At 42.9% G+C, this 25,681-nt stretch carries 25 protein-coding genes, 2 pseudogenes and 1 other annotated feature; of the genes and pseudogenes, 26 read left to right on the top strand and 1 reads right to left on the bottom strand.

Annotated elements, in window-relative coordinates:
- Positions 1–11 precede the first annotated feature (11 nt).
- The 20 genes and pseudogenes from DNL43_RS01715 (at position 12) to mnmA (ending at position 17,888) form a co-directional block, all read left to right on the top strand.
- A complete protein-coding gene (locus DNL43_RS01715) occupies positions 12–692 on the top strand; it encodes a DivIVA domain-containing protein (RefSeq protein ID WP_056982125.1) in 681 nt (226 codons plus the stop codon).
- 452 nt (positions 693–1,144) lie between these two features.
- Positions 1,145–3,949, top strand: coding sequence for an isoleucine--tRNA ligase (gene ileS / locus DNL43_RS01710; RefSeq protein WP_056982127.1), 2,805 nt, complete (start codon positions 1,145–1,147; stop codon positions 3,947–3,949).
- Between the two features lie 183 nt (positions 3,950–4,132).
- The gene (locus tag DNL43_RS01705; protein ID WP_056982129.1) at positions 4,133–4,351 is read left to right on the top strand and encodes a cold-shock protein; all 219 of its coding nucleotides are present in this window, start codon (positions 4,133–4,135) and stop codon (positions 4,349–4,351) included.
- Positions 4,352–4,409: 58 nt separating this feature from the next.
- Complete coding sequence (locus DNL43_RS01700) at positions 4,410–4,952, top strand: NUDIX hydrolase (protein WP_056982131.1); 543 nt, start codon at positions 4,410–4,412, stop codon at positions 4,950–4,952.
- Between the two features lie 13 nt (positions 4,953–4,965).
- Positions 4,966–5,295, top strand: a complete 330-nt coding sequence (locus DNL43_RS01695; RefSeq protein ID WP_056982132.1) for a hypothetical protein — start codon at positions 4,966–4,968, stop codon at positions 5,293–5,295.
- Between the two features lie 11 nt (positions 5,296–5,306).
- The gene (locus DNL43_RS01690) at positions 5,307–5,996 is read left to right on the top strand and encodes a 5'-methylthioadenosine/adenosylhomocysteine nucleosidase (protein ID WP_054769238.1); all 690 of its coding nucleotides are present in this window, start codon (positions 5,307–5,309) and stop codon (positions 5,994–5,996) included.
- A gap of 17 nt (positions 5,997–6,013) precedes the next feature.
- Positions 6,014–7,177 (top strand): cysteine desulfurase family protein, encoded by a 1,164-nt coding sequence (locus tag DNL43_RS01685; protein ID WP_056982133.1) that lies wholly within the window; start codon positions 6,014–6,016, stop codon positions 7,175–7,177.
- Positions 7,177–7,521, top strand: coding sequence for a DUF1831 domain-containing protein (locus tag DNL43_RS01680; RefSeq protein WP_054769237.1), 345 nt, complete (start codon positions 7,177–7,179; stop codon positions 7,519–7,521). The genes DNL43_RS01685 and DNL43_RS01680 overlap by 1 nt, the downstream gene beginning before the upstream one ends.
- A gap of 299 nt (positions 7,522–7,820) precedes the next feature.
- Positions 7,821–8,846 (top strand): branched-chain amino acid aminotransferase, encoded by a 1,026-nt coding sequence (locus tag DNL43_RS01675; RefSeq protein ID WP_056982135.1) that lies wholly within the window; start codon positions 7,821–7,823, stop codon positions 8,844–8,846.
- Positions 8,847–8,953: 107 nt separating this feature from the next.
- A pseudogene (locus tag DNL43_RS01670) lies at positions 8,954–9,160 on the top strand (branched chain amino acid aminotransferase); the annotation flags it as partial.
- Between the two features lie 70 nt (positions 9,161–9,230).
- Complete coding sequence (gene hisJ / locus DNL43_RS01665) at positions 9,231–10,076, top strand: histidinol-phosphatase HisJ (RefSeq protein WP_056982137.1); 846 nt, start codon at positions 9,231–9,233, stop codon at positions 10,074–10,076.
- 61 nt (positions 10,077–10,137) lie between these two features.
- Positions 10,138–10,392 (top strand) — a binding site (T-box leader).
- A gap of 49 nt (positions 10,393–10,441) precedes the next feature.
- Entirely contained in the window at positions 10,442–11,584 is a 1,143-nt protein-coding gene (locus tag DNL43_RS01660; protein ID WP_225426935.1) for an ATP phosphoribosyltransferase regulatory subunit, read from the top strand.
- A 4-nt stretch (positions 11,585–11,588) separates the two neighbouring features.
- The gene (gene hisG, locus DNL43_RS01655; RefSeq protein ID WP_054769235.1) at positions 11,589–12,242 is read left to right on the top strand and encodes an ATP phosphoribosyltransferase; all 654 of its coding nucleotides are present in this window, start codon (positions 11,589–11,591) and stop codon (positions 12,240–12,242) included.
- A gap of 5 nt (positions 12,243–12,247) precedes the next feature.
- Positions 12,248–12,832 carry an imidazoleglycerol-phosphate dehydratase HisB gene (hisB, locus tag DNL43_RS01650; protein WP_056982139.1) on the top strand — a complete coding sequence of 195 codons (585 nt, stop codon included), beginning with the start codon at positions 12,248–12,250 and terminating at the stop codon, positions 12,830–12,832.
- Positions 12,832–13,458, top strand: a pseudogene (hisH, locus tag DNL43_RS01645) (imidazole glycerol phosphate synthase subunit HisH). Before hisB ends, hisH begins: the two are co-directional and overlap by 1 nt.
- A complete protein-coding gene (gene hisA, locus DNL43_RS01640) occupies positions 13,436–14,164 on the top strand; it encodes a 1-(5-phosphoribosyl)-5-[(5-phosphoribosylamino)methylideneamino]imidazole-4-carboxamide isomerase (protein ID WP_056982141.1) in 729 nt (242 codons plus the stop codon). The pseudogene hisH and the gene hisA overlap by 23 nt, the downstream one beginning before the upstream one ends.
- The gene (gene hisF / locus DNL43_RS01635; RefSeq protein ID WP_056982143.1) at positions 14,154–14,912 is read left to right on the top strand and encodes an imidazole glycerol phosphate synthase subunit HisF; all 759 of its coding nucleotides are present in this window, start codon (positions 14,154–14,156) and stop codon (positions 14,910–14,912) included. The genes hisA and hisF overlap by 11 nt, the downstream gene beginning before the upstream one ends.
- Positions 14,909–15,568 (top strand): bifunctional phosphoribosyl-AMP cyclohydrolase/phosphoribosyl-ATP diphosphatase HisIE, encoded by a 660-nt coding sequence (hisIE, locus tag DNL43_RS01630; RefSeq protein WP_054769233.1) that lies wholly within the window; start codon positions 14,909–14,911, stop codon positions 15,566–15,568. Before hisF ends, hisIE begins: the two co-directional genes overlap by 4 nt.
- A gap of 2 nt (positions 15,569–15,570) precedes the next feature.
- Positions 15,571–16,650: a histidinol-phosphate transaminase gene (gene hisC / locus DNL43_RS01625; protein WP_056982145.1), complete on the top strand. Its 1,080-nt coding sequence runs from the start codon at positions 15,571–15,573 to the stop codon at positions 16,648–16,650.
- Between the two features lie 113 nt (positions 16,651–16,763).
- Positions 16,764–17,888, top strand: coding sequence for a tRNA 2-thiouridine(34) synthase MnmA (mnmA, locus tag DNL43_RS01620; RefSeq protein WP_054769232.1), 1,125 nt, complete (start codon positions 16,764–16,766; stop codon positions 17,886–17,888).
- Between the two features lie 76 nt (positions 17,889–17,964).
- Here the strand turns inward: mnmA and DNL43_RS01615 are convergent, their stop codons facing one another.
- Positions 17,965–18,360: an iron-sulfur cluster biosynthesis family protein gene (locus tag DNL43_RS01615; RefSeq protein WP_054769231.1), complete on the bottom strand. Its 396-nt coding sequence runs from the start codon at positions 18,358–18,360 to the stop codon at positions 17,965–17,967.
- 144 nt (positions 18,361–18,504) lie between these two features.
- Here DNL43_RS01615 and DNL43_RS01610 point away from each other — a divergent pair, with 144 nt between their 5' ends.
- The 6 genes from DNL43_RS01610 (at position 18,505) to rbsR (ending at position 25,615) form a co-directional block, all read left to right on the top strand.
- On the top strand, positions 18,505–19,161 hold the full coding sequence (locus DNL43_RS01610; RefSeq protein ID WP_056982147.1) for a histidine phosphatase family protein: 657 nt from the start codon (positions 18,505–18,507) through the stop codon (positions 19,159–19,161).
- Positions 19,162–19,169: 8 nt separating this feature from the next.
- Entirely contained in the window at positions 19,170–19,922 is a 753-nt protein-coding gene (locus DNL43_RS01605) for a tetratricopeptide repeat protein (protein ID WP_056982149.1), read from the top strand.
- Positions 19,923–19,949: 27 nt separating this feature from the next.
- Positions 19,950–22,424 (top strand): SF1B family DNA helicase RecD2, encoded by a 2,475-nt coding sequence (recD2, locus tag DNL43_RS01600; protein WP_156644971.1) that lies wholly within the window; start codon positions 19,950–19,952, stop codon positions 22,422–22,424.
- Positions 22,425–22,510: 86 nt separating this feature from the next.
- Positions 22,511–23,470, top strand: a complete 960-nt coding sequence (locus DNL43_RS01595) for a ribose-phosphate diphosphokinase (RefSeq protein WP_054769229.1) — start codon at positions 22,511–22,513, stop codon at positions 23,468–23,470.
- Positions 23,471–23,495: 25 nt separating this feature from the next.
- The gene (locus DNL43_RS01590) at positions 23,496–24,491 is read left to right on the top strand and encodes an aldo/keto reductase (protein WP_056982151.1); all 996 of its coding nucleotides are present in this window, start codon (positions 23,496–23,498) and stop codon (positions 24,489–24,491) included.
- A gap of 116 nt (positions 24,492–24,607) precedes the next feature.
- Positions 24,608–25,615, top strand: coding sequence for a ribose utilization transcriptional repressor RbsR (gene rbsR / locus DNL43_RS01585; RefSeq protein WP_056982152.1), 1,008 nt, complete (start codon positions 24,608–24,610; stop codon positions 25,613–25,615).
- The last annotated feature ends 66 nt before the right edge of the window (positions 25,616–25,681 follow it).

Raw genomic sequence — 25,681 nt, 5'->3', positions numbered from 1 at the left:
ATTGAATCACTATGGTATTAAGTCCACAAGATATTCACAACAAAGAGTTTTCAACAAAGCTACGAGGTTACAATGTTGACGAGGTCAATGATTTTCTTGATCAAGTTATCAAAGACTATCAGATCATTTTACAGGAAAACAAGGATTTGAATTCTCAATTAAATGAGTCCAAAGACAAGCTTTCTTACTTCAACGATTTGAAAGATTCTTTGAACCAATCCATCTTAGTTGCCCAGGAAGCTGCCGACAAAGTTAAGACCAACTCCAAGAAAGAGGCAGAAATTACCAGCCGTGAAGCACAAAAGAAGGCTGATGATATTCTGAATGCTGCCAACGAAAAAGCAGATGCCGTTCTTGAGGAAGCATCAAAGCGTGCTAAGAAGTTAGCTATTGAAACTGACGATTTAAAGAAGAATACCCGGGTGTTCCGTCAACGACTCCAAGTTATGTTGGAAAGTCAGCTTGAAGTGATCAAAGGTTCCGACTGGGATCGATTGGTCGAAGAAAAGCCAACAACAACCTACGAAGATATTGAAAAAGTTGTTGGAAGTCTTGACAAGACAGCAAAGCCAGGGGTAGAATCTGAAACTAAACAGGGTAATGGTGCTGAATCAGTTGAAAGCACACCTGCTGCAGATAATTCAGATGAAACAGTTGTGATTTATCCAGATGGCAGCACAAAAAATGAATAACTAATCGATTAGAGAACAGAAAGTTATTGACCGACACAACAGCGAGCTGAAGATGGTGGGAGTTCAGCAGTCACCGGTTAATAAATCGATCACCTCTAGTACATAAATCGATTATCTTAAGAGATAGAATTTTAAATTCTAAAATTGGGTGGTACCGCGAAGACTTCGTCCCTTGTGACGGGGTCTTTTTTTATAGAGTGCGACGAGGGCTGGGTGGCCCCGGAGTGTAAGGTAAAAATTTTAGTGATGAATGGGTCTTATTCATCACTAAAATTTTTGCCTTACACAGTAGGGGTCAGGCCCGTCGGAGCACATTTCAGCTAAGTAGCAGTATAAAACTGAAACCACCTTAAATTTAGACCTCTGCACCACTTGAATCATCGGTAGCGAGCACCAACCATATCAACACACCATTACTCCAAATAAGTATAACCATGAAAGGAAGTCCAGCAATGCGGGTAAAAGATACGTTAAACTTAGGCAAAACAAAGTTCAAGATGCGTGGAAATCTTCCTGTTAAAGAAGTCGAACGACAAAAGGCTTGGGAAGACAACGATGTTTATGAACAACGACAAAAATTAAACGAGGGTAAACCAACTTTCGTGCTTCATGATGGCCCTCCATACGCCAATGGTGACATTCACATGGGTCACGCAATGAACAAGATTTCCAAGGATATCATTGTTCGTTACAAGTCAATGACCGGCTATCGGGCACCATACGTACCAGGATGGGATACTCATGGTCTTCCAATCGAGCAAAAATTGACTCAAGCGGGCTATGACCGTAAGAAGATGTCCACCAATGATTTTCGTAAATTATGTCACGATTATGCTCTTAAGCAGGTCGAACGACAAAAAGAGGAATTCAAACGTTTAGGTGTTTCAGGTGACTGGGATAATCCATATTTGACATTGAATCCTGAATTTGAAGCTCAAGAAGTTCGTGTATTTGGTGCCTTCGCCAAACGTGGCTTGATTTACAAAGGTAAAAAGCCGGTTTACTGGTCATGGTCATCAGAATCTGCCCTTGCTGAAGCTGAAGTTGAATATCACGATGTCACTTCACCAACTGCATTCTTTGCTGAACACGTTGTTGATGGTAAAGGGATCCTGGACGATGATACTTATATGGTTGTCTGGACAACTACTCCCTGGACAATTCCAGCTTCTGAAGGAATTACCATTGATGCCGGATTTGACTACTCGGTTGTTCAGCCTGAAGGTGAAACTCGGAAATTTGTGATCGCCACCGAATTGGTTAACAAAGTTTCAGAGTTGATTGGCTGGAAGAATGTCAAAACAATCAAGACGGTTAAGGGTCAAGATCTTGAAGGTGTTCTAGCAGAACATCCATTTGACCATAGTCGTAAATTATTAACGATGTTGGGCGATTTCGTCGACCTTGAAGAAGGTACCGGATTAGTTCATACCGCTCCTGGTTATGGTGAAGATGACTTTAACATTGGCCGTAAGTATGGCTTGGATATTTTTGCCCCAGTTGATGACAAAGGTTATTTGACGAAAGAATCCGGTGAAGACTTTGCCGGTGTCTTCTACGATGATGCCAATAAGATTGCCCTTGATAAATTAAAGGACGCCAACTTATTGCTTCACTACATGCCATTGAAGCATAGTTACCCATTTGACTGGCGGACCAAAAAACCGATTATCTTCCGGGCAACACCACAGTGGTTTGCTTCAGTTGATAAAATTAAAGATGAAATTGTTAAATCATTAGACGACGTCAAATTCTTCCCTGATTGGGGTAAAGTTCGATTGTCCAACATGATCAAAAACCGTGGTGACTGGGTTATCTCTCGTCAACGGGTTTGGGGTGTTCCGCTTCCAATCTTCTATGGCGAAGATGGTGAAGCAATCATCACCGAAGAGACCGTTAACCACGTTGCTGATTTATTTGAAAAGTATGGTTCCGACATCTGGTTTGAAAAAGATGCCAAGGACTTATTACCTGATGGATTTACCAGCGAACATTCACCAAATGGTAAGTTCACCAAGGAAAACGACATCATGGATGTTTGGTTTGATTCAGGTTCATCACATCAGGGTGTTTTGGAAGAACGTAAAGATTTAACCTATCCTGCTGATATGTACCTTGAAGGTTCCGACCAATACCGTGGCTGGTTCAACTCAAGCTTGATTACCAGTGTTGCCGTTTCTGGAAAAGCGCCTTACAAACAAGTTGTTTCTCAAGGATTTACCCTTGATGGTAACGGCCACAAGATGAGTAAGTCACTTGGCAATACAATTGCCCCAATCGATGTTATTAAAAAGATGGGTGCCGAAATTGTCCGTTTGTGGGTTACTTCCGTAGATACTTCTGCTGATGTGCGGGTAAGTACCGAAAACTTTGTGAAGATTTCCGATTCTTACAAGAAGATCCGAAACACAATGCGGTTCTTACTTGCCAACACAGGTGATTTTGATCCTAAAGAAAACACCGTTGCATTCGATGATTTGGAATCACAAGACCAATACATGTTGGTTCTGTTCAACAAATTCCTTGCTGACGCCAGAAGTGACATGGAACGATATGATTTCTTGGATTGGAATAAGAAAGTCGTTGAATTTATTACCAATGACCTTTCCGCATTCTACTTGGATATTGCCAAGGACATTGTTTACATCGATAAACAAAACGGCCACAAGCGTCGTTCAATGCAGACGGTTATGTATGAAATTGCCGTTGGTTTGACTAAATTAATGACACCGGTATTGCCACATACGACTGAAGAAATTTGGGGCTTCTTACATGAACCCGAAGAATTCGTTCAATTAACCGATATTCCAGAGCCAAAGCATTTTGATAATGACGCTGAAATCTTGGCTAACTGGACCAAGTTCAGAAGCTATCGTGACGATGTCCTTAAAGTGCTTGAAGAAGCCCGTGATGCCAAAAAGATTGGTAAGTCATCCGAAGCTTCATTAACAATTTACGCAACCAGTGAGGTTGCCGACTTAATGAACAGTTTGAAGACCGACTTGGCCACTGTTTTAATGGTTTCACAGTTGGAAGTTAAGGACTTCAAGGATGCTCCTGACAACAGTACCAAGTTTGATACTGACGGCTTGGCATTATTGGTTGAACCTGCCGAAGGTAAGACCTGTGAACGTTGTCGTTTGGTTCGCCAAGATGTTGGTGCCGATAGCGACTACCCAACATTCTGTGCATCATGTGCCAAGATTGTCCGCGACCAGTTCCCCGAAACTGCCAGTGAAGGCTTTGAACAAAAATAAAGCTGATTTAAATGAATCATAAATTAAAATTCATCAAATGATGTTTCAATATTCATGATTTAACCTTAAAATGAGACTATGACGATTTAACGTTGTAGTCTTATTTTATTGGTTTCTAAAACGTGTTTCCATGGCTTGAGAGATTCATTTTCAAGACCATGTCACACTCTAGGAGGAAATACCTTGCTTACCGGAAAAATTAAAAGTTATAACCCACAAAATGCATTTGGTTTCATTACTCAGGACAGTGGTGAAGACGACCTGTTCTTTTTCAAAAACGCTTTTCCAGAGGACCAATATGGTACAATTCAGATTGGCAGCCCAGTTGAATACGTTGTTGTTCAGGGACAAAAAGGTCCACAAGCAGCAAAAGCTCATGTCATTGACAAACAGCCGTCTTGATTGCAATGATCATGCTTTATTTGTAGAATGTTAATATTAACTAAAAAAGGTGATCGAGTTGGATTTTGAAGAACATGTAATTGGCAGCGAAGATATTTATGATGGCGCAATTATTAATGTCGAAAAGCAAACTGTAGAGCTTCCGGATGGACAGACATCTTTTCGAGAAATTGTTCATCATTCCGGTGCCGTTGGTATTTTAGCGCTCACAAAGGATAATAAAATTGTCCTTGAAAAGCAGTGGCGGGCACCAGCCAAGAAAGTGACAATTGAAATTCCTGCCGGGAAAGTTGACAGCCGGGATTCGAACTTTCATGATGCTGTGATCCGAGAACTCAACGAAGAAATTCGTTATGTGCCAAAAACAGTCAAAGAACTATATGGATTTTATTCATCAGTTGGCTTCTCCGATGAGTTTATGAAGCTTTATTTGGCAGAAAATTTGGTGCCGGTTAAAAATCAATTACCTCGTGACAAAGGCGAATTTCTCGAAGTATTTGAAAAGACGCTGGATGAAGCTGTCCAAATGATTGCTGATGGCGAAATTCAAGACGCAAAGACCATTACTGCTATTCAATATTGGCAGTTAATGCAAAAGTAGGTGACCATTTAATTTGGCGATCGATGATAATAAAAAGGGTGACGGTAAGCCACTCACCCGTGAACAGTACAGAAAATTAAAGCTTCAACAAGAAGAAGACTTTGAAGCTCGTGATAAACGACGGGTTCAAGTTGAACGAGAATATGCAAGAAAACACCAACAGGAAGTCCCCGATGGTGAACCCGAACCCCAGGTAACCACTCGGACGCAAGAGAAAGTTAATCCGACCGACGATTTTAAGACACCCCGTTGGCATCGGATTAACCGCAAACTGAACTGGACAATCACAATTTTAATTTTGTTAATCGTGATCGTCTTTTTAGTGTTGTTTTTTGTCAATTAAGGAGAATTTGAATGACTTACGGAATTATTTGTGCAATGGATGAAGAACTGGCAATCTTAAAAGATGCCCTGACTGGCGAAGAAACCAAACATTACGGTGATGCCGACTACTATCTCGGAAGCATTCACGGTCAGCAATTGGTGATTGTTAAATCTGGAATCGGTAAAGTTCAAGCCGGTATTACGACTTCCAACTTAATTAACAAATTTCACGTTGACGCTGTCATTAACTCCGGTTCTGCCGGCGGCATTGGTGATGGTTTATCAGTTGGCGACATTGTCGTTTCTACCGAAACTGCCTATCACGATGTTGACGTGACGACTTCAGGCTACAAGATGGGCCAATTACCCGGCTTCCCAGCCCGTTTTCCAGCATCAAAGGAACTGGCTGATAAAATTGTTGACGCCGCCAAAGATAGCGGTGTGACCGCTCATAAAGGTTTGATCGTTTCCGGTGATCAATTTATCGCCGATTCAAAGAAAATCGCTGAAATCAAGCACAACTTTCCTGACGCACTTTGTTCCGAGATGGAAGGGGCTGCAGTCGGCCAAGTTGCTTATCAGAACAAAGTTCCATACGCGGTTATTCGAGCAATGTCGGATGTTGGTGACGAAGAAGCTGAAATCAGTTTCGACAAATTTATTATTACAGCCGGTAAAAAATCCGGTCAGATGTTGATTGATCTCTTTAAGAACGCATAATTTAGGAAGTGGAATTCATGAAAGAAATATACCTTGATAATGCCGCAACGACACCTGTATCCGAGGAAGTTTACGCGGAGTTGATGGATAAGTATAAGAATATTTATGGGAATGCCTCAACGCTCTACGGATTGGGCCGTGAGTCCAAAGCAGTTATGGAACATTCACGGGACGTCATTGCCAAAAGTATTAATGCCGATCCCGATGATATTATATTTACCAGTGGCGGTTCTGAAAGTGATAATACAGCAATTACCCAAACGGCAATTGCCCGGAAATCTTTGGGTAACCATATCATCACAACAGCAATTGAGCACGAAGCCGTTTTAAGGCCCTGTGAGGCACTTGAAAAGATGGGCTTCAGAGTTACCTATTTACCGGTTGACGAGTATGGAAACATCTCATTAGACGATTTTAAGGCGGCTTTGGATGATGACACCATCCTGGTTTCGATTATGACTGGAAATAATGAGGTCGGATCAGTGATGCCAATTCACGAAATTGGCGAAATCTTGAAAGACCATCAAGCTTGGTTCCATACTGATGCTGTTCAGGCATACGGCCTATTGGACATTGATGTTGAGCGTGATCATATCGACATGCTTTCAACTTCTGCCCACAAGATTAATGGTCCTAAGATGATTGGTTTTCTTTATCGTCGCAAAGGCGTTAACTTCCCAAGCTTAATCAAAGGTGGCGACCAGGAGGAAAAGCGGCGTGCCGGAACTGAAAATGTTCCCGCAATTGCCGGCTTTGCCAAGGCGGTCGAGACCATTACTTCCGAAGAAAAGGCCCATCGTCAAGAAAAATATTTGAAATTTAAGCATTACATTGCTGACAAGTTAAAGGCAAACGGTGTCGACTTTGAAGTGAACGGTCGAATTACCGAAGATAATTTAAATCACGTCTTTAATATTTGGCTGAAGGGTATTTCAACTTACGTTATGCAGACTAATCTGGACCTGGCTGGCATTGCGGTTTCAGGCGGTTCAGCATGTACAGCAGGCAGCATTGAGCCTTCACATGTTTTGGTTGCGATGTACGGCAAGGACAGTCCTAGAATAAGTGAGTCTATCAGAATCAGTTTTGGGCGGTATAATAAAACTGAAGACTTGGACAAGTTGGTTGATGCAATTACCAAGATTGTCAACCGAGTTAAAAACAAGGGGGTAAAAATGTAATGGCATTTGCAAAAACAGGCAAGGTAAACGGTGATGACACCGTTTATAAGCTGGCAGACAACGTTAAGCGCTTTACGTTACGGGATTTGGGATTCACTGAAGGAAAGACTGGTGTCTTTTCCCTGGAGAAGTCTTTGGATCCAACTTCACCATATAACGCCAACTACAAATTTAAGATGAAGGTCGATAAGGATTTAGCTGGCTTTAGAATGGCGATTACTACAGGTAATGGTCTGGAAAAGGTTAACATCTTTAAGAATCCCGATACCAAAGCAAGTGTCGATCAATATCAATTTATTATTAATGATTTAATTGACCGAGACGTCATTAAGCGAGAAATTTAATCTGCACCGGATAAAATGTCCGAAATCCGTTAACTAAAAATTCGTATAGAAACAGCCTTAAACCCACGCCAAATGGGTTCAAGGCTGTTTTATTTTTTAAAAGGCATTGACACCGGATTTTAAAAGCGATAAATTAGACATTAATTAAGATATGATGATAAACGGATAAGTAATGATCTTAGGATCAGCACGAAGTTACATGTTTGTCTGATGATTTCTTACATACTTGAATTGAAGAAACCATACTTAGTCACAACGCTTATCACCGACTTAATGACTACTTTAAGGAGGACTCATATATGGCAAAACAAAAGTTAGAAGATCTTGATTGGACCAACTTAGGATTTAATTATCGGGATTTACCGTATAGTTACAATGAAGAATTTAAGGATGGCAAGTGGCAAAATGGCGGTTTGACAACCGATTCTTCATTAACCTTTAACGAAGCTGCCGAAGAATTACATTATGGCCAGGAAGTTTTTGAAGGGATGAAAGCTTATCGAACCAAAGATGGTAAGATTCAACTTTTCCGTCCTGATATGAACGCCAAGCGTTTTACCAACTCCGCAAAGCGTTTAGTCATGGAAACTTATCCTGAAGACAAGTTTGTTGAAGCGGTTAAAGAAGTTGTTAAAGCCAATGCTGACTTTGTCCCACCTTATGGCTCCGGCGGTTCACTTTATATCCGTCCGTTCATGGTTGGAACTGAACCAATTGTTGGTGTTGCACCATCATCAACTTATACATTCCATATTTATGCAACACCGGTTGGTGCATACATTAAGGGACTTAAGCCAATGCCTTATATGGTTAGCAAATATGACCGGGCTGCATACGCTGGTACCGGTCAAGCTAAGACTGCCGGAAACTATGCCGGTAGTTTATTAGCAGCGAAGGAAGCCAAAGATAACGGCTTTGCCGGTGAACTTTACCTGGATCCCCGGGAGCACAAGTACATTGATGAATTTGGCGGCGCTAACTTTTACGCTATTGGTAAGGATGGCAAATTCTACACACCAAAATCTCATTCAATTTTGCCTTCAATTACTAAGAAATCAATTTTACAAATTGCCAAAGATCTTGGCTTGGACCCATCTGAGACCAACATTGATGTAAACGATCTTGATAAGTTTACTGAAGCTGGTGCTATGGGAACTGCAGCCGTTATTTCACCAGTTGGTTCTTTAACCAATAATGGTAAAAAACACGTCTTCTACAGTGAAACCAAGCCCGGTCCCGTTACTCAAAAACTTTACGATACATTATTTGGTATTCAATCAGGTGATGTTGAAGATAAGTACGGTTGGGTTGTTCCAGTCGAATAAAGAAAAGCTTAAAGCCGGCAGTCAATATGACGCCGGCTTTTTGTTTTCCTGTGAATTTGAAATCAGTTGACAAGCTATGAATGACCCATTAGAATATGAGAAATTGGTTAGACCGATTTACAGAAGCTGGGGCGATGGGAACTGCCGCGGTGATTGCACCAATTGGTGGCATTGAGTACCAAGACCAACTTCACGTTTTCTATAGTGAAACCGAGGTTGCGCCAACGACCAAGAAGCTGTATGACGAATTAACCGGCATTCAGTTTGGCGATGTTGAAGCACCAAACGGATGGATTCAAAAAGTCGAATTTTAAATGAGGTGTCAAAAGGCTGATTTTCATGATTCTGATGAAAATAGCCTTTTTAACCAGAATTTGCAGGGAGATGTTAAACGTGATCAAAAGAGAAGGCCATTCCCATACGGAATTTTGTCCGCATGGCAGTGGCGATGATGTTGAGCTCATGATTCAAAAAGCGATTCGTCTGGGCTTTAAAGAATACAGTATCACCGAACACGCACCACTGCCTGCCGGTTTTTCCAAAATGTATGCCGGTATTCCAACCGGACTGAGTGAGGCGTCAATGGCGGCCTCGGACCTGGATGCTTATTTTGCCAAAACGGATTTAATGAGAAAAAAATACGCCGACCAAATCAAGATTCACGTCGGCTTTGAAATCGACTACCTGCCTGATTTTACCGATTGGACCCGGGCTTTTTTAAATGAGTACGGGCCACAAACCGATGACAACATTTTATCGGTTCACTTTATGAAGGGTAGGGATGGCAAGTTTTGGTGTGTTGACGATACGACTACGGATTTCAAAGAAGGGCTGTTAAGCCAATTCACGTCTTCTCAGGCCCTTTATGCCGCCTACTTTGAGCAGGTTCTGGCATCTGCCAACGTTGATTTTGGTCAGTACGCACCTAATCGGATTGGCCATATGACTTTGATTAAAAAATTTCAAGATTATTTTCACCTGGATCGGCAGTTTTCTTCGGCCAACCTGCAAAAAGTTGCTGAAATCCTTGAGGCCCTTAAACGAAACCATCTTGAACTTGATTTGAATGCTGCGGGGCTGTACAAACAATATTGCAACGAACAGTATCCAAGCTATTCAATTATAAAAATGGCAAAGAAATTAGAAATTCCTTTTGTCTACGGCAGCGATGCGCATTCCATTGATGATATTGGCCGTGGGTACAATGGCCTGATTTCATTGGTTGAATAAAGGCTTGACTTTTTGATGTTTGATGATAGTATATTGAATTAAGCAAAGGGAAAGTTAATAAAATAAGGTTTTGATTAGAAAAAGTAACCAGTTTTGAATTCAAAGAGAGTTCCGTGGCTGAGAAGGAGCATTTCGAATTGGCGAACACACATCTATGAACCAACCAGCTGAACCAAGTAGGCTGATTCGCATGTTTAGCGTTATCAGGGTTACCGTATCTGTTATCACAGGATGACTAGATATTGGCAACGTAAGGCCGGCTACTGTGAGGTAGCGGCAAATTGAGGTGGAACCACGACTTTAAGGCGTCCTCGAAGACTGAATATCAGTTTTCGGGGACTTTTTTTATTGAAATGGAAGTGACAATGATGAAAAACAAAAATTTACCAAGTGGTACCCGCGACGAATTTGGAAGTGAAGCAGAAATCAAAGAAACCATTGAAAATAAACTTTTCAAAACATTTCGTCAACGCGGATTTAGAAAATTAACAACGCCGGTTTTGGAATATTCGGACGTTTTCCAACCATTGAATGCAGAAAATTATCGATCGTACCAACTGTTGGACGATCAAGGAGAATCACTGGTCTTACGGCCAGACCTGACACTGCCAGTTGCCCGGGTGATGAGTACCACGGGAATTGAATTGCCGGTCAAGTGGTATTACGGCGGGGATGTCTTCCGGGTTAAAAAACAGCTTTCCGGGGGCTACAACCAATTAACCCAAGCGGGGATTGAAATTGTTGGGTATAAGGGCATTAAAGCCGATTGGGAATGTTTGGAAATTGCGTTGACCGGCTGCCAGAAAATGGCAATTGATGATGTCACCATCGAATTAAGTCACGCAAAATTCGTTGATACTTTGATTGATCAGCTGGCATTACCGAAGCCCACCAAAGATAGTATCAAAACCGCCTTGTTTGAAAAGAATCTCAGCAAGTACGACCAATTGTTAAGACCGTTGGAAAAAACAGCTTTTGGCCATTTTCTCAGTGAATGGCCATGGTTGTTTGGCAGCTTCGATGAGGTGATGACTGCCCTTGAGACATTACCTGAGGTTGAGGTACTCCAACCGATTATCAACGATTTACAAGCGACCAAGCAGTTTATCAAAGGGCTTTTTCCGAAAGTGAACGTGACCCTCGATCTCAGTATCCCATCGCCGCAAACCTATTACACCGGGATGGCATTTCGCGGCTTCACTGAAAAATCGGCAGGATACCTATTTAGCGGCGGTCGATATGACGACCTGCTGACCAATTTCCAAAATGTCAAAACAGCGGCCGTTGGGGTTGCCTTTGACGTTGACGCATTGGTTGAACGAACGCCGGTTTCACCGTCACAGCCGAAAACCTTGGTGTTCTTTGACACCGATCAATGGGATGAAGCCGAAAAGGCCTTAAAGACAATTCCAAATTCAACGTTGTGTCTGACAAGTAGTCTTGATGCCGCTAAGAAGCTTGCCGCCGGGACGAACAGCCGACTGATTGATTTAACGGAAAGCAGGTGACAAAATGCAACGGATCAAAATTGCTTTAACCAAAGGCAGAACTGAAGAACAGGTTGTGCCATTACTTGAACAAGCCGGAATTAATTGTGAAGGTATCCGTCATAAAGGCCGCCGGTTGATATTCGACGAAGATCCACGATATGAAATTATTTTGGTAAAAGGGCCGGATGTCCTGACATATTTGAATAACGGCTCCGTTCAAATCGGAATTGTCGGGAGTGACATTTTAAGTGAGCAGGAAAACTTTCAATACGCAATGTTGGATTTGGACGTTGGCAAATGCCGATTTGTACTGGCATCAACCAAGGATTTCAATCCCCAAGTCCACCGGCGAAAAATCATTGCAACCAAGTATCCCAACATTACCAAACGGTATTTTCAAGGAATTGGCGAAGATGTTGAAATCATCAAAATTGAAGGTTCGGTTGAATTGGCCCCTTTGATTGGGCTTGCCGACGCGATTGTCGATATTGTCGAAACCGGCAATACGCTGAAAGAAAACAACCTTCAGATTTTTGCCAAGCTCCAGCAGGTCAATACCAAAGTGGTCGTGAACCGGTTGGCCTTACGACAGTACCAACCTCAAATAAAAGAACTGATTGCCAACTTACAAACGACCAACCAGCAAGTTGTCCAGAAAAAATCAACCAAGGAGTGAGCTAAATGAGAACTGCAACCATTTCCCGCAACACAAATGAAACCCAAATTGAACTGTCGATTAATTTAGATGATTATTCGAAAATTCAAATTGATACCGGCATCGGATTCTTCAATCATATGCTTGATGCATTTGCCCGTCATGGACGTTTTGGCCTGGTTGTTAAAGCCAAAGGTGATTTGGATGTCGATCCTCATCACACCACTGAAGACGTCGGCATTGCCCTGGGGCTGTCTTTAAAAGAGGCTCTTGGTGATAAAGCCGGTATTGAACGTTTTGGCTCCGCTCTAATCCCCTTGGATGAAACATTAAGCCGGGTGGTTATTGATTTATCAGGCCGATCATATTTGGTATTTAAAGCTGAATTTGCCAATGATCATTTAGGCGGATACGACACCGAAGTCACAGAAGATTTCTTCCAGGCATTCGCGTTCAATGCTGAATTGAACCTTCACGCAGAAGTACTATATGGCAGAAATACCCACCACAAGATTGAAACGCTGTTTAAGGCACTGGGAAGGGCGTTAAGAGCCGCGGTTACCATTAACCCGGAGATTAAAGGCATCCCTTCCACCAAGGGGGTCATTTAATGATAACGGTGATTGATTATGATACTGGAAACACGCGCAACGTAAAAAACGCCTTGGACTTTTTAGGGGTTGAAAATCAATTGACGTCAAAACCCACTGATATTTTAAATTCTGACGGTTTGATTCTTCCAGGCGTTGGCGCCTTTAAAAAAGCCGTTGACGCGTTAAATGAACGCAAGTTGGTGCCGGTCATTCAGCAGGCCGCCAATCAAGGAATTCCGATTCTGGGGATTTGTTTGGGGATGCAGCTATTGTTTGATAAAAGTTATGAATTTGGTGAATCCGACGGCTTGGGACTGATTGACGGCGAAGTGGTGCCGATTCCTGATAACCTCGGTGTCAAAGTGCCCCATATGGGATGGGATAAAAACATCTCTGTTAAAGCTGATCCTTTGGCAGACGGGTTTGATGGTCAGTTCAGCTATTTTGTTCATTCCTACTATGTAAAGACCGCTGAGAAAAACATTTTATCGTTCGTGGACTATGGCGTTAAAATTCCCAGCATTGTTAGACGCCGAAACGTGATTGGGTTTCAATTTCATCCGGAAAAAAGCGGTTAGGTTGGGTTACAGGCTCTTTCAAAATTCAAGGAGATGACTGAAAATGCAGATTATTCCCGCAATTGATTTAAAGAATCAAAAGAGTGTCCGCTTATACCAGGGTGATTTCCGGAAAACGACCGTGATTAACGATTCACCCCTTGACCAGGCAATGGCCATCGAGGATGCCGGGTTAACCAACCTTCATTTGGTTGATCTGGATGGGGCAAAATCGGGCCGGCCAGTCAATCGGGCACTGATTGAACAAATATGTGCCCAAACCAAGTTAAAGGTGGAGGTTGGCGGTGGCATTCGGTCACTTTCCCAAATCAATGCCTATTTGACATCCGGGGTGTCACGGGTGATTTTAGGATCAGCTGCTTTGAATGACCCTCAGGTGGTGCAAAGAGCGATCGCGCAGTTTGGTGCCGATCAGATTGTGGTTGGAATCGACGGCCTGAATGGTCGAGTTGCTGTGTCCGGCTGGCTTGAGCAAAGTTCCGTTGAGATGAGTGAACTGATGGGGGCAATGGTTGCCTTTGGGGTTACAACCTTCATCGTGACGGATATTTCCAGGGATGGCACGATGACCGGGCCCAACACTGATCAATTAAAAAAATTCCAATCTAAATTTCCACAAGCCACAGTGGTTGCTTCCGGGGGAATTCGAAATGTGGCCGACCTCAAAGAATTGGAAGCGGCAGGAATCAAAGCGGCGATTGTTGGTAAAGCAATGGCAACCGGTGATTTACCGTTGAGCGTATTGACGGGGGTGAATGCCAATGTTGGCTAAACGAATTATCCCTTGTCTGGACGTTGATCATGGCCGGGTAAAAAAGGGAGTCAATTTTATCAATTTAAAAGATGTTGGCGATCCAGCCGAAATTGCGGCTGCCTATCAAAAGCAGGGGGCGGACGAATTAGTTTTTTTAGACATCACCGCGACTAATGAAAAGCGCAAGGCAATTATTGAGACAATTGAAAAAGTTGCCAGTCGGGTGTTTATGCCGCTGACGGTCGGCGGTGGGATTCATAGTGTTGATGACATGCAAAGCCTACTGAAAGCCGGGGCCGATAAAACGGCGGTAAATTCCGCGGCAGTCAGCAATCCGGCACTGATCACGGCAGGAGCTGAAAAGTTCGGTTCCCAGTGCGTGGTGCTGGCAATTGATGCCAAATGGAATGCGGCCAGTCAACAATACGATGTTTATGCCAACGGCGGCAGAAAGCAGACACCCTTGAATGCGATTGAATGGGCAAAACGTGGGGTTGAGCTTGGGGCCGGAGAGCTTTTGGTAACCAGCATGGATAAGGACGGAACTAAAAGCGGATATGACATTGATCTGTACCGAAAGCTCACCGAGGCCGTCAACGTTCCGGTGATTGCTTCCGGCGGCTGTGGACAATTGCAGGATTTCGCCGAAGTGTTTGATCAGGGGAATGTTGATGGTGCCTTGGCAGCTTCTGTGTTTCATTTTGGCGAACTAACGATTGAAGATGTTAAAGCCGATTTACGGAAAGCCGGGGTGGCTGTCAGATGAAACCAGATTTTAAGAAATATCCAGATGGCTTGGTGCCGGCAGTTGTGGTTGATAATCAGACCCAACAAGTGTTGATGATGGCCTATGTTAATGAAGAAAGCTTCAATTTATGTATGAAAACCCGACAAACCTGGTTTTGGTCCCGAAGCCGGCAGGAGCTGTGGCATAAAGGCGAAACCAGCGGTAATACGCAAGAGATCGTTTCAATGGAGATTGATTGTGATGAGGATACGCTGCTGATGAAAGTGAATCCTGCCGGTCCGGCTTGCCATACCGGTCACACCAGCTGCTTTTATCGAACGATTTTACCGGAACAGGTTAAGGAGGAATCAACCATGCAAGATTTAGATGAACTGTATCAATTAATTTTAAAACGTAAAAACAACCCTGAAAAAGGCTCATATACTGATTACTTATTTACAAAAGGCTTGGACAAGATTCTTAAGAAAGTTGGCGAAGAGGCCACTGAAGTCGTTGTTGCGGCGAAGAATCCGTCCGACCCGGAGTTCATCCTGGAAGTTGCCGATCTGGCCTATCACGTTGAAGTCTTGATGGCTCAACGCGGTATCACACCCGACCAAATTAAAAAGGAACTTGCCGGCCGTGAAGGAAAGCAAAGCATTACAAAGGATCGAAAAGAAATTAAGGAGTGGTAGGCATGGTCAAAGAAGCTGTTAAACATCTGGAACCATACGTCCCCGAACTGACTTTGGATCAACTGAAGAAAAAAGTCGGCCTCGATAAGCTTGTCCGGTTATCCGCCAACGAAAATGCTTTTGGCACGTCACCGGATGTGGCCAAAGCACTGGATAAATGGCATTATCAAAATGCCAATTTGTATCCGGACAGTAACGCCGAAGAGTTAAGAGAAATCATTGCCACTCAGTTTGACATCAAGCCTGACAAGTTGATCTTTGGTAACGGACTGGATGAAATTATCGAACTTTTATCCAGGGTGCTTTTGGAACCCGGGGATGAGGTGCTTGATCCCGAACCGACTTTTTCCGAGTATGCGCTGCATTCTGCCATTGAGGGTGCCAAACTTAAATCAGTTGCCCTGGATGAATCCGGAACCATTGATTTGAAGGCGATGGTCTGTGCGGTCACTCCCAAGACAAAAATGGTTTGGATCTGTAATCCCAACAATCCAACCGGGACTTTTCTGGAAGCCGACGCCATTCGCTCATTTATTGCTGATATTCCCGCCAGTGTGACGGTGATTGTTGATGAGGCTTACATCGATTTTACCGGCAACCCTAAAGATTCTGCGATTGGGCTGACTGATGAGTTTTCGAACTTAGTGGTATTACGGACATTTTCAAAGGCATACGGTTTGGCTAACTTTCGGGTTGGCTTTGCGGTGTGTTCCGAGCCCCTCATCGGGTATCTTCAAGCCGTTAGACTACCATATAATTTAAGTACATTTGCTGAAATTGCCGCAACGGCTGCTTTCAAGGATCAGGCATTTGTGGCAGCAACCGTTAAAAAGGTGATTGAGGAACGCAAAAAGTGGGAACACTTTCTTATCAAAAGCGGTTTACCATTTTATGATTCCGCAACGAATTTTATTTTCTTTCAGGTAAAAGGTGGCGATGCTGATGAGCTTCATAAATTTTTGTTGGAGAATGGTTACCTTCTTCGGAACGGTTTACGCAAGGGTTGGCTGCGGGTTACCATCGGCAAGCCGGAAGCCAATGCGGCCGTTCAAAAACTAATTTCAAAATTTCTTGCAATATAATTACTTACAAAAAGTAGCATTCGATTCGAGAATGCGTTAATATTAGTTTTACTGGAAATTACGACCTTCAACTCGTGGATTCTCCAGAATCTAATTGAAATGATGGTGGTTTTATGCAAGACAACAGTCGAACTCGGGTTGTTGTTGGTATGAGTGGAGGAGTCGACTCTTCTGTCGTCGCTTATCTGCTCAAACAACAAGGATACGATGTGATTGGCGTTTTCATGAAGAACTGGGATGATACTGATGAAAACGGCGTATGTACTGCAACCGAAGACTATAAAGACGTTGCTAAAGTCGCTAATCGGATCGGCATCCCGTATTATTCTGTTAACTTTGAAAAGGAGTATTGGGACCGTGTGTTCACATACTTCTTGGATGAATATAAAAAAGGCAGAACTCCCGATCCTGACGTTATTTGTAATAAGGAAATCAAGTTCAAAGCATTCTTGGATTACGCTTTGGAATTGGGTGCCGATTACATTGCAACCGGGCACTATGCCCAATTAACTCGTGATGCAGATGGACACAACCATTTGCTCCGGGCAACCGACGGTAACAAGGACCAGACCTACTTCTTAAGTCAGCTTTCCGCAGATCAGCTTGACCGGGTTATGTTCCCAATTGGTGACATGGTTAAGCCGGATGTTCGAAAGATTGCCAGAGAGGCCGGTTTGGCAACTGCCGACAAGAAAGATTCGGTTGGTATTTGTTTTATTGGTGAAAAGAACTTCAAGAACTTCCTGGGTCATTATTTACCTGCAACTCCAGGTAAGATGATGACTGTCGATGGCGAAGTGAAGGGTCAACACGATGGCTTGATGTATTACACAATCGGTCAGCGTCGTGGACTTGGAATCGGTGGCGATGGGATTGATAATCAGCCATGGTTCGTTGTCGGTAAGGATTTAAAGAAGAACATTTTATACGTTGGCAAAGGTTATCACAACCCATTGTTGTATGCGGATTACCTTGAGGCATCCGACATTCACTGGGTAAACAACCTTGACCGCGGCAAAGATTTTCATTGCACTGCCAAGTTCCGTTATCGTCAAAAAGATACCGGCGTGACCGTTCACATCAGTGATGATGGCAAGTCCGTCCGGGTTGATTTTGACGCACCGGTTCGGGCAATTACACCGGGACAGGCCGTTGTCTTCTATGATGGCAAAGAGTGCCTTGGTTCTGCGATTATCGATGCTGCTTATAAGCATGCCGAAGAGCTTCAGTACGTTTAAAGATACAAAAAAAGTTGACGAAATTTCGTCAGCTTTTTTATTTTATCTTGATTATTTTTAAATTAAACGTGTGTGGTTAACAGCCCGACCAACCGGCCGTAATTCCCTTTTTGAATGCTGCCAATACTTCAGCACCATTGGTAATTTGAACAGCTCCGTCCAATAATTCAGCATCGTCGCTTAAACGAATGCTGTTAGCCTGAAAGTCCAACTTGAGGCCTTTTCCCAGGAAGGTTAAATCATAGCTGGATGTATAAAGTGGAATGTTGGCATCATTTTCCAGTTGGATCGGATAAGCCGAGTCCGGCTGATCCAAGATAACCAGGCTAAAGTCGGCACCAATTGTGCAGGCGCCACCTTTTAAAGAATACTTGCCACCGCCGTCATCGGCTATCAACAGAAGGGTTTTGCCTTTAAATCGTGAATCACTCAGTAGGGTTTTCATTGAATCGGTTATTTTGATTTTTGCCATGATTATTCGCCTCCAACTATATTGTACACAATTGTTTTAAAAGTAAAAGCAAATTTTTAATTAGAAGTTCCGTTATGCTTTTGAAATCAGCCGCTTTTCCTGTCATAATGTAAGAAGCTAAAACTAGTTTTGGAGGAATGCAATTTGACTAAGTTGTACTTTGTTCGGCACGGTAAAACAGAATGGAATCTTGAAAGCCGCTATCAAGGTGCTGGTGGCGACTCACCACTACTTCCCCAAAGCTACGATGAAATGGACTTGTTGGGCAAACACTTTCAAAAGGTCGTTTTTGCCCACATATACGCCAGTCCAATCAAACGAGCGCGGGTAACGGCAGCACGGATTAGCCGTAAATTGAAAAAGCATCCAAAGATCTCCCTGCTTTCCCGACTGGAAGAATTTCATCTTGGAAAGATGGAGGGGCAAAAGTTTGTCGACGTTGAGAAACAGTACCCAGAGGAATTTGAAGATTTTCGCAATCATCCAGACTTGTATGATCCAAAAGCCATTGGAGGCGAAAGTTACCGGGATGTGATCAACCGAATGACTCCGGCAATCACGGCGATTGTGAAGGCTTATCCGGATGACAATATTTTAATCGTGAGTCATGGGGCCGCGTTAAATGCTGAGATTAACGCCTTACTTGGCGTGCCGCTCCCCGACTTGCGAAAGCGCGGTGGATTGGCGAATACCAGCACCACAATTTTGGAAAGTAATGATGCTGGCCAGTCGTATCAGCTACTTGACTGGAATGACACCAGTTATTTGAACAAAAAATTAGACCCGACAGATTTGGTATAGGTGACAATATGGCAAACAATTCAGATAAAATCAAAAAATTACAAAAACAAAATCAAGAAAATCAACGTAAATATACTAAGAAACGTGAGGCTGAAGAAGCCAAGGCTAAAGAGGCCATTCATAAGTTGGTTCAAAAAGTCGACCAGGATCCAAATAACTATCATCACTACTACGATCTGGCGACATTTTTGGTTGAAGCCAAGGATTACGAACAGGCTGAAGAATTACTGATGAAGGCGCTTGGCTTATTTGACAAGGCCTCCCAGGATGTTAAGAATACCCTGCAGTTTGGACTGGGAAACGTTTATTATGCAGCTGCCGAATATGATAAAGCAATCAAGATTTTTCAAGGAATCAAAGATAAGAAGCTGCAGGCTGAATCATACATCATGCTTGCCCAAAGCTATATGGCCAAAGGCGACAACAAGCGGGCAATGGTCTTTGCCCTGTCAGCTCAAAGTTCCCGGCACGATGATCCTGACGTTAACCAGATGATTGGAGACAACCTTTTGGCACTGGGCAATTTTGCTCAAGCCGGTGAATTTTACGATAATGTACTGAAGACTGAACCCGAGAATGGAAAAGCCAATTTTAATCGGGGCATTGTCGCAATGGTTAATGGTGAAGCTTTTGACAAATATTTTGAAAAAGCCAAGCAGGATGATCCAGTTTACTTCAAAAATGGTCAGCGAAAATTAAAAGATATTGAAAAAGTGATTCAGATTAACAAAGACAAGAATAAAGATAAGAAACAAAAGTAATGACTGTGATGAATAGGGAGGACCGTCTTGGATCGTTCAATGGATTTATTTGGCTCAGAACAGAATAATCATGAACCACAATATGTTGATGGCCGATTAAAGGCGATCTTCTTTTCGAGTAACGACAGTTTTTATAAAGTGGTCCTGGTGGAAATTACCGATACCGACGTTGATTGGCCCGAAGATGAAATTGTCGTGACCGGTAATTTTGGTGATCTGGTCGAAGAAAACAGCTATCATTTCACTGGCAAATTGGTTGACCACCCGCGTTATGGGAAGCAGTTTCAAGCCAGCAACTACACCAGTGTGATTGCCACCACCAGGGAGGGGGTCGTCAAATACCTGTCTGGTGAGCAATTCCCCGGGATTGGTAAGAAGACCGCCGAACGAGTGGTTGACGTGTTGGGCGACGACGCGATCGAAAAGATCACTGCTGATGGCCGGGTCCTTGACAATGTGCCAATCAGTTCCAAATTACGGACGGCAATCGTTGAGAATTTGAATACCGATGATAATTTGGAAAAAGTCATTGTCGGCTTAAACAGCTATGGATTTTCCAGCGCGATTGCCTCGTCAATTTATCAAAAATATCATGAAGATGCATTGAAAATTATTGCCGAAAATCCTTACCAGTTAGTTGAGGATATCGATGGCATCAGCTTTAAAAAGGCCGATGCCATCGCCCTTCGACTGGGAATTGTCCCCGATTCAAATGAACGAATCCGCGCCGGACTGATGTACGCAATTGATGAACTCTGTCTTCAAAATGGTGATACATATACAACCACCGGGCCACTGATTGAAACGGCCATCAACGTTTTGGAAGGCAATTCCAACCAACAGATTCCCGGCAAAAAACTAGCAGAAAGCTTGGTTGAACTTGCCAAAGAAGGCAAAGTTGTCGGCGAAGAAAATCGAATTTATTTAACCCGTTTATATAATGCCGAAGTCCAGATTGCCGATCATTTAAATCGGGTAATTAAAAATAAGGATGATGAAGATCAGCTCAAAGAAGATGCTATCAAAAAGCAGCTTCGGGTGGTTGAAAAGCAATTTGATATTAATTACGACGATTCTCAAGTTGCCGCAATTGTCCAGGCAATCCAATCACCGGCGTTTATTTTGACTGGTGGACCCGGTACCGGAAAGACGACCATCATTAATGGGATCGTGAATACCTACGCGCGACTGCACGAGTATTCATTGGATATTAATTCGTATAAGGATAAGCCGTTTCCAATTGTTTTGGCTGCGCCAACAGGCCGGGCGGCCAAACACATGACGGAATCAACCGGCTTACCTGCCAGCACGATTCACAGACTTTTGGGCCTCAATGGCCGCGAGTCCAATGACACTGCCGGCACCAAGGATATTGAAGGAGCCTTGTTGATTATTGATGAAATGTCGATGGTCGATACCTACTTGTTCAGATCATTGGTTCGGGCAATTCCCAATCATATGCAGGTTGTCTTAGTAGGTGATCAGGATCAGTTGCCATCAGTTGGACCCGGACAGGTTTTTCACGATTTACTGGTATCAAAACAAATTCCCGCCATGCAGCTGAACACCATTTACCGTCAGGAAAAAGGATCTTCGATTATTCAATTGGCGCATGATATTCATCGTGGCAAGCTGTCGGCTGATTTTACCGAGAACCAATCTGACCGATCCTTTATTCCCTGTAACGAATATCAGATCTCGTCGGTGATCCAACAGGTTACCAAACGGGCCAAACAAAAGGATTTTGGCTTAATGGATGTCCAGGTATTGGCCCCGATGTATCGTGGCCGGGCAGGAATTGACCGCTTGAATGACGTCGTTCAGGATGTTTGGCAGGGGGACGCTGCCGGCAAGAAATCCGTCACCATCCGCGAACACACTTATCGGATTGGTGATAAAGTGCTTCAGCTGGTTAATAATCCGGAACGAAACGTTTTTAACGGTGATATCGGGATTATCGTTGGGATGGAAACCGTTAAGGACCAGAAGACCCCGAACAAAATTACAATTGATTTTGATGAAACTGAAGTCACGTATGAAAAGAACGAATGGACGCAGTTTACATTAGCGTACTGTACTTCGATTCATAAGGCTCAGGGTAGTGAATTTAAAATGGTTATTTTACCGATTGTCCGCCAATTTTCACGGATGCTGCAGCGAAATCTGCTTTACACAGCTGTGACCCGGGCAAGCGATTTCCTGATCATGTTGGGCGAAAAAGAAGCTTTTGAACAATGTGTCCGCAACGTTTCGGTTAATCGGCAGACAAGTCTGGTTAAACGTCTGGTTGATGCCATTGGCTTAAAGGTTAGTGATGACGGCAGTGAGGAAGATTCGACCCAAGAACCCGAAACCGCCGGTCTTTCTGCCGTGGAAAGTGCCGATCATGCTGAGAAACAAGCCCTGCCCGATCATTTAACGAATGATGTTATTAATCAAAATCTAATTGATCCGATGATCGGAATGGATGACGTAAGTCCTAAAGACTTCATGAAGTCTTAGGATTATCAGTGAAAACTTACAAAGTTCGGGCAAAATTATGTTAAAATTTAAGGTAAATAGGTAAAGAAGAATACTTGGAGGATATCATGGCCGAATCAAATACGCATCCCAATCTTAAATTATTTTCTTTAAGTTCCAACCGCCACTTGGCTGAGGAAATTAGTAAGGCAGTCGGTGTGCCGCTTGGTAAAGCAACTGTTGAAAAGTTCAGCGATGATGAAATCAAAATCAGTGTTGATGAAAGTATTCGGGGCGATGAAGTTTACATCATTCAATCTGTCTCGGATCCGGTCAACTCCAATTTGATGGAGTTGCTGATTATGGTTGATGCAGTCCGTCGGGCAAGCGCAAAGTCAATTAACGTGGTAATTCCTTACTACGGATACTCACGGGCAGACCGCAAAGCCCGTTCCAGAGAACCAATTACTGCAAAACTAGTTGCCTCTTTCTTGGAAATGGATGGGGTTGATCGAGTGGTTGCACTTGATCTTCACGCAGACCAAATTCAAGGTTTCTTCAACATTCCTGTTGATCATTTAAAGGCAGATACTTTGTTGGCACACTATTTTACCAACACGCATAACAGTTCTGACGTTGTGGTTGTCTCACCGGATCATACTGGTGTTTCCCGAGCTAGAAAGTTCGCTGAACTTTTGAACGCCCCAATTGCCATTATTGATAACCGCTCGCCTGAAGATTCAACGACAGTTCCTGAATCAGTCATTGGAAGTGTTGAAGGAAAACGGGCAGTTATTGTTGACGATATGATTGATACAGCGTTCAAACTGACAATCGCAGCTGAAACGTTGAAGAAGGCCGGAGCAAAAGATGTTTTTGCGATCGCAACTCATGCCGTCTTCTCCGGGGATGCTCAAAAACGTCTTCAAGATTCAGCAATCAAAAAAGTGATTGTAACAAATTCAATTAGTATCTCCAAAGCCGACCAATTTGAAAAGCTTGAAGTTGTCTCCGTCGGACCATTGTTTGGCGAGGCAATCAATCTGATTCATAACCAGAAATCAGTTGGAAAGCTGTTTGGAAGATAAAATATTTTACGAGGTGGTTTGATTTATGTATAGTTATAAGGCAAATGACAATCGTTATGAAAACGCAGTTGTCCGCAGAGCCGGCAATTCCGGACTGCAGTTACCAGCGTTATCATTTGGTTTGTGGCACAGTTTTGGTGACGATGCCAACTACGGTGACAGTGAAAAAGTCATTTTAAAAGCCTTTGACTTGGGTATTTTTAGTTTTGATAATGCGTACAATTATGGTCCAAGTGCCGGTGCCGCTGAAAGAATGTTTGGTGAAGTCTACCGTGCCAACCTGAAGCCATACCGTGATGAACTGGTGATTACAACCAAAGCCGGTTTTAATATGTGGCCCGGACCTTACGGAAACTTCTCATCCAAGAAGACTTTAGTCAATGCATTGGATGGCAGCTTAAAACGAATGGGCTTGGATTATGTTGATATTTATTACAGTCATCGGTTCGATCCAAACACCAGCCTCGAAGAAACTGCCGAAGCATTGGATGAAATTGTTCGTTCCGGTAAAGCTTTGTACATTGGAATTTCTAATTACAACGCCAAACAAACTGCAGAAATTATTAAATACTTTAAAGAATTCCACACACCATTTGTTGTTAATCAGGCATCTTATAACATGTTGAACCGTGGGATTGAAGAAGACGGTCTTTTGGATACTTTAAGCAAGAATAATAAAGCACTGGTTGCTTATGGACCACTTGCCGAAGGATTGTTAACCGATAAATACCTTAACGGGATGGATGACAATGTGAAGATTCACTGGAGCAACCAATTTGTGATCAAGCATGGTAAGGACGAATTGGTTAAGAAGCTTAATGAATTAAATGACATTGCCAAGAACCGTGATCAGACTTTAGCTCAGATGTCACTGGCATGGCTGCTGCATGATAAGACGGTTGCCAGTGTTGTAACTGGGGCTTCAAAGATCAATCACTTGGAAGATAATCTTAAAGCTGTTCAAAACCTTAACTTTACCCAAGATGAACTTGATCAAATCGACAAGATTGTTAAAGAATAATTAGGATTAAAAGAAACGTTTTCAAAATTAAGCGTTAAACTGGGATTAAACCGGTTTAATGCTTTTTATTTGGTATAATCTAAGCAAAGACCTTTGACCGTGAATGGAGAATAATTATGACAAAGAAAGTGACAATTACTGATCTGGCAGCTCGCGCCAACGTTTCCGTGACGACCGTCTCTCAAATTCTGAATGGCAAGGCCGCACGTTTCAGTAGTAAAACAGTTGCAAAAGTAAAGCAGCTTCAAAAAGACATGGGTTATGTTCCGGACTTCAACGCTCAAAGTTTAATCCGAAAGAGTGGGCGAACAATTGGGGTTTTAATTCCCAACATTAATAACCCATTCTTCAGCAGATTTTTGCGAGGAATTGAAGCCGAAGCAATTAAACAGAATTATGTACCGCTTATTTTTGGCTCTGACAACAGTCAAGAACGGGAGACACACTATTTATTTGAATCTGTCAGAAGGGCCGCAGACGGGATGATAATCGCTTCTGCAGTGTCTGACGTTAATTATATTGATAATATTTTAAATCAAAACGGCATTCCGTATATTTTGATTGATCAGGCGCCCGTTGCCAAGGGTGACCGGGTTGACGCCAATAACCTTAAAGGCGGCGAAATGTTGGCCAATTATTTAATCAAAAAAGGGCACACAAACGTGGCTGTGGTTTGTTCCGAAAAGCCAACTTTGAATTTGCAGCAGCGACTTGAGGGATTCGTCGAAGCTTTCAAAAAGAATGGCACGCCAATCCCAGATGAGCGAATTATCACAACTCAGTTGACCAAGCAGGGCGGCTATGATGCCACTCCAGCAGCGCTGGCAACCAAGCCAAACGCCATATTTGCAATTAATGATGAGATTGCCATTGGCCTGTATCGTGGGATTGAAGAAGCCGGTTTGAAGATTCCGGAAGACATTTCCGTCGTTGGTTATGATGATATCGATCTGAGTGAATATATTTATCCCAAATTAACGACGATTCATCAGCCAGCATTTGAAATGGGAACCAATGCCGCTCAAATGATCATTAAACGGATTGAAAATCAAAATCAACCAATTCAGCGAATCTCACTTCCCGTCTCTTTGGTCGAGCGAAACAGCGTTAATCAGATCGACTAAATTCCAATAGTTGTTAAACGAATTAGAATTTGATAGAATCTAGTTAAAGGTTTTAGCACACTATAT

It is taken from the genome of Lentilactobacillus kefiri (assembly GCF_009739535.1).
Taxonomy (GTDB): Bacteria; Bacillota; Bacilli; order Lactobacillales; family Lactobacillaceae; genus Lentilactobacillus; species Lentilactobacillus kefiri.
This window is presented reverse-complemented; position numbering and strand designations above follow the sequence as displayed.